The sequence below is a fragment of the Streptomyces hirsutus genome (assembly GCF_001418415.1).
Lineage (GTDB): Bacteria > Actinomycetota > Actinomycetes > Streptomycetales > Streptomycetaceae > Streptomyces > Streptomyces hirsutus.
Genome location: NZ_LIQT01000718.1, coordinates 1 through 4,505 on the forward strand (window position 1 = coordinate 1; position 4,505 = coordinate 4,505).

The 4,505-nt window shown below is 74.9% G+C and carries 4 protein-coding genes; 2 read left to right on the plus strand and 2 right to left on the minus strand.

The window, feature by feature from the left end; translation table 11 throughout:
* Positions 1-892, minus strand: an 892-nt coding sequence (locus AOK11_RS37830; RefSeq protein WP_157869541.1) for a DUF2510 domain-containing protein, incomplete at its 3' end; no start/stop codon positions are given.
* Between the two features lie 227 nt (positions 893-1,119).
* Here AOK11_RS37830 and AOK11_RS37835 point away from each other — a divergent pair.
* A complete protein-coding gene (locus AOK11_RS37835) occupies positions 1,120-1,530 on the plus strand; it encodes an SsgA family sporulation/cell division regulator (RefSeq protein ID WP_055598141.1) in 411 nt (136 codons plus the stop codon).
* Positions 1,531-1,559: 29 nt separating this feature from the next.
* Here the strand turns inward: AOK11_RS37835 and AOK11_RS37840 are convergent, their stop codons facing one another.
* On the minus strand, positions 1,560-2,975 hold the full coding sequence (locus AOK11_RS37840) for an FAD-binding oxidoreductase (protein ID WP_055598142.1): 1,416 nt from the start codon (positions 2,973-2,975) through the stop codon (positions 1,560-1,562).
* 116 nt (positions 2,976-3,091) lie between these two features.
* Between AOK11_RS37840 and AOK11_RS37845 the strand changes: the two genes are divergently transcribed.
* Positions 3,092-4,505: tetratricopeptide repeat protein (locus AOK11_RS37845; RefSeq protein WP_079035333.1), on the plus strand; the 1,414-nt coding region annotated here is incomplete at its 3' end.

Genomic DNA, 4,505 nt, shown 5'->3' on the forward strand with positions numbered 1-4,505 from the left:
GGACGGACGCGGGCTCCGGCGCGGCGGACCGGGGCGGGACGGCCGGGGCCGCGGAGGCCTGCTGCGGCCCGGACACCGGTGCCGCGGCCGGACTTTCGTCCCCCGCCTGCCCGGAGGCCGTGCGTGCGGCACGGGCGGCGGCGGCCTTCCCGGCCCCGAACCCGGGACGCCCGGACGATCCGGAACCGGAGGAGGCCGCGCCGGAATCCCGGCGCGGGCCGACGGCACGGAAGGTCATGGTGCCCTCGTCCGCGACCGCGCTGCCGGAGGCCGCGGCGGGCGCGGGGACTCCGGCGGACCCGCTGTCCGCGCTCGGCGACTCGGCCGTCGGCGGGCAGAACACGAACGCGTTGCCCGCGGGCGCCGCACCGGCCTGCGCACCGCCCGTGCCCGCGGAATCGCCGCCCGCCGGACCCGACGCGTGCGCCACTCTCGGGTCCGCTCCCCAGGAGACCCGGCGGTCCTGGTCGCCGCCGAAGCCGGACTGGTGGGAACGGTCGGCGCCCCATGCCGAGGCGGGCTCGGGCCGGCTGCCGTGCTGCGAGTCGGCCGGCAGGGGGGACGGGGAGAAGGGAGAGGCCGGAGAAGGGACCTGGGAAGGCGACGGAGACGAGGACGACGGTGACGGTGCGGGCCCGTCGACCGGGTCCTCGTCGAAGAAGTGCGGGCCGGTCTCCTCGACGGCGGGCACCGCCGGGGCGGAACCGGGGGAACCGGCACCGCCGGACGCCGACGGCGCGAGCGGCGCGCCGCCGCCGTCCGGCGCCGGACGGCTGGTGCCCGGTACCCAGGCGGCACCGTTCCAGTACCGGACGTATCCGGGAATGGACGGGTCCGGGTAAAAGCCTTCGCGCGGCGCGTCGTCGCCGGGGGCCGGGGTGGGGGCGCTCATGTCCGTCGTCCCGTATCTGCTCGCGGGTGGGTCGGGGGCACCACATGTATCAGACGGGCGCAAGAACCAGGGCCCGTCCGGCCGGACACCCCCCTTTCGAGCACCGATGTGGTAGCGCGAAAAAACTTTCGCGAAGCCGCGTAATGCTCCCGGTCCTTCTCCCTCTCTCCGGTGACGGCCCCTCGCGGGCACCTGTACGAGAGTTCATGAGAGAGAGGACCTGCGCCATGAACATCGTGGTGGAGCGCGAAGTGGAACTGCGGCTCATCCTGTCGCCGGAGCGGGACGTCCCGGTATCGGCCCGGCTCGGCTACCGCACCGACGACCCCTACGCCGTGCACATCGCCTTCCACACCACGTCCGAGCAGCCGGTGCACTGGACGTTCGCCCGCGAACTGCTGATCGAAGGCGTGTTCCGGCCGTGCGGGCACGGTGATGTGCGGGTGTGGCCGTCGAAGGCGGAGGGACGCGGCGTCGTCCTGGTGGCGCTGAGCTCGCCCGACGGGGACGCCCTGCTGGAGGTGCCGACGGCGCAGCTGTCGTCGTGGCTGGAGCGGACGCTGCGGGTGGTGCCGCCGGGCAGCGAGAGCGAACAACTCGGGCTGGACGACGGGCTGGCCGCGCTGCTCGCCCCGTGAGGGCACGGGGTGCGCGGGAGGGCGGCGGGTCAGAAGAGCTTGCCCGGGTTCAGGAGGTTCAGCGGGTCGAAGACCTGTTTGACGGCCCGCTGCATCTCCATGCCCACCGGGCCGATCTCGCGGGCCAGCCACTCCTTCTTCAGCACGCCGACGCCGTGCTCGCCGGTGATGGTGCCGCCGAGTTCCAGGCCGAGGGCCATGATCTCGTCGAAGGACTCGCGGGCCCGGCGGGACTCGTCGGGGTCCTGGGCGTCGAAGCAGACGGTCGGGTGGGTGTTGCCGTCCCCCGCGTGGGCGACGACACCGATGGTGAGCCGGTACTTCTCGGCGATCCGCTCGACGCCGTCGATGAGTTCGCCGAGCCGGGAGCGGGGCACGCACACGTCGTCGATCATCGTGGTGCCCTTGACCGCCTCCAGGGCGACCAGGGACAGACGCCGGGCCTGGAGCAGCAGCTCGGACTCGGCGGCGTCCTCGGCCGGTACGACCTGAGTGGCGCCGGCCGCCTCGCACAGCGCGCCGAGGGCGGTGAGGTCGGCGGCGGGGTCGGTGGTGTCGAACGCGGCGAGCAGCAGGGCCTCGGTGCTCTCCGGCAGCCCCATCCGGGTCATGTCGTTGACGGCCTTGACCGTCGTGCGGTCCATGAGCTCGAGGAGCGAGGGGACGTGCCCGCCGGCCATGATGCGGCACACGGCGTCGCAGGCGGCGGCGCCGGAGGCGAACTCGGCGGCCAGCACCAGCTGCTCGGGCGGTTTGGGCCGCAGGGCGAGGGTCGCGCGCACGACGATGCCGAGGGAGCCCTCGGAGCCGACGAACAGGCGGGTCAGGTCGTATCCGGCGACGCCCTTGGCGGTGCGGCGGCCGGTGGACATCAGGCGGCCGTCGGCGAGGACCACGTCGAGGCCGAGCACGTACTCGGCGGTGACGCCGTACTTCACGCAGCACAGCCCGCCGGAGGCGGTGCCGATGTTGCCGCCGATGGTGCAGGTCTCCCAGCTGGAGGGGTCGGGCGGGTAGTAGAGGCCGTGTTCGCCGACGGCGCGGGAGAGGGTGGCGTTGACGACGCCGGGTTCGACGACGGCGACCCGGTCGACGGGGTTGATCTCCAGGATGGCGTCCATCCTGGTCAGGGAGAGCACGATGCATCCGTCGGTCGCGTTGGCGGCGCCGGACAGGCCGGTGCGGGCGCCCTGCGGGACGACGGGGACGCGCAGGGCGGTGGCGGTGCGCATGACGTGCTGCACCTGTTCGACCGTGCGGGGCAGGACGACCACCGCCGGGGCGCCGGCCGGGCAGAAGCTCGCCATGTCGTTGGCGTAGGAGGCCGTGACGTCGGGGTCGGTGAGCACCGCCTCGGGGGGCAGGCCGTCGAGCAGCCGGTCGACGAGAGCGCCGGCCGCCACCGTGTCTTCATCGCGTCGTACTTCGATACGGCTCACGATCACAGCGTGACACCCGGGGCCATCGGTGTGAACCCCATGTACGTCACCCGGTCGTAAGCCGTCGCGAACCGGGGTGTGGTTCGTCGTATCGGCAGATGATGTGACGCACAGTGTGCGCCATGGACGACAAGCCGCAGGAGACCGGGAGCGGGGACGAGACCCGTCGGCGGGAAAAGACCCGCGAACAGGGCGAAAGCCGTGAACAGGACGGCGCCCCGGAGCGGGGGAAGGCCCCCGGGCGGGCGGGCCGCGGGCGCCGGGTGCGGTTCGGTTCGGCCGCCGCCGGGTGTGCCGTGCTCGGCGGGGTGCTGGTACTGCTGCCGTGGGAGCGCGGGGCGGACGGGCCCCCGGGGCCGACCGGGGCGCGGGCGCGGGCGGCGGTGGCCGGCGGGGTGCCGGCGTCGCTGCCCGATCTGGAGGCGCTGGTCGAGGAGCGGGAGCGGCGTCTGAAGGAGCACCCGAAGGACGCGGAGTCCTGGGCGGTGCTCGGAGCGGCCCGGGTGGAGCAGGGGCGGCGGCTGGGGGACCCCGCGCGGTACTCACGGGCCGAGCGGGCGCTGCGCACCTCGCTGAAGGTGCGGCCGCGGGACAACGCCGCGGCGCTGCGCGGGCTGGCGGTGCTGGCGAACGCGCGCCGCGACCACCCCGCCGCCCTCGAGTGGGGCGAACGGGCGCGGAAGCTGGAGCCGAAGCGGTGGACGACGTATCCCCCGCTGGTCGAGGCGTACACCGGACTCGGTGACGACGAGGCGGCGGAGAGGATGCTGGACCGGCTGAAGGCGTTGCGGTCGGATCCGGCCGTGATGGCGCTGGCGGCGGCCGTGTACCGGGACAAGGGCCGGCAGGAGGACGCGTCGGTCCAGCTCGCCGACGCCGCCGCGGCGACCGGGGAACCGGCCGAGCGGGCGTCGTACCTGGAGCAGGCCGGGCAGCTGGCCTGGGAGCGCGGCGACCGGGAGGAGGCCCTGGGGTACTTCCGGGAGGCGGTGCGCATCGACCCGGACCAGTGGGCGGCGCGGGCGGGACAGGGCAGGGCGCTGGCCGCGCTCGGCCGGACCACGGAGGCGCTGGGCGCCTACCGGGCGGCGCTGGCCGGGCAGCCGCTGCCGGAGTACGAGCTGGAACTGGGTGAGCTGTACGAGTCCCTGGGACTGCGGCAGGAGGCCCGGGTCCACTACGGCCTGGTGCGCCCCCGGGTGCGGAAGGCGGCCGCCCACGGGGCCGACGGGGATCTCGTCCTGGGCCGGTTCGAGGCGGACCACGGGGACCCGGAGGCGGCTGTGCGGCGGCTGCGGACGACGTGGGAGCGGCAGCCGTCGACGGCGGTGGCCGACGCGCTGGGCTGGGCGCTGCACCGGTCGGGGCGGTCCGAGGAGGGGCTGGAGTTCGCGGTGCGGGCCACGGAGGAGACGCACGGCGGCGGGGTGCGCAGCGCCCTGCACTCCTTCCACCGGGGCATGATCGAGTACGAGCTGGGGCGAGGGGGGTCCCCCCTGCTCGAGCGGAGCCGGGAGCTTGGGGGAGGGCCCGCGC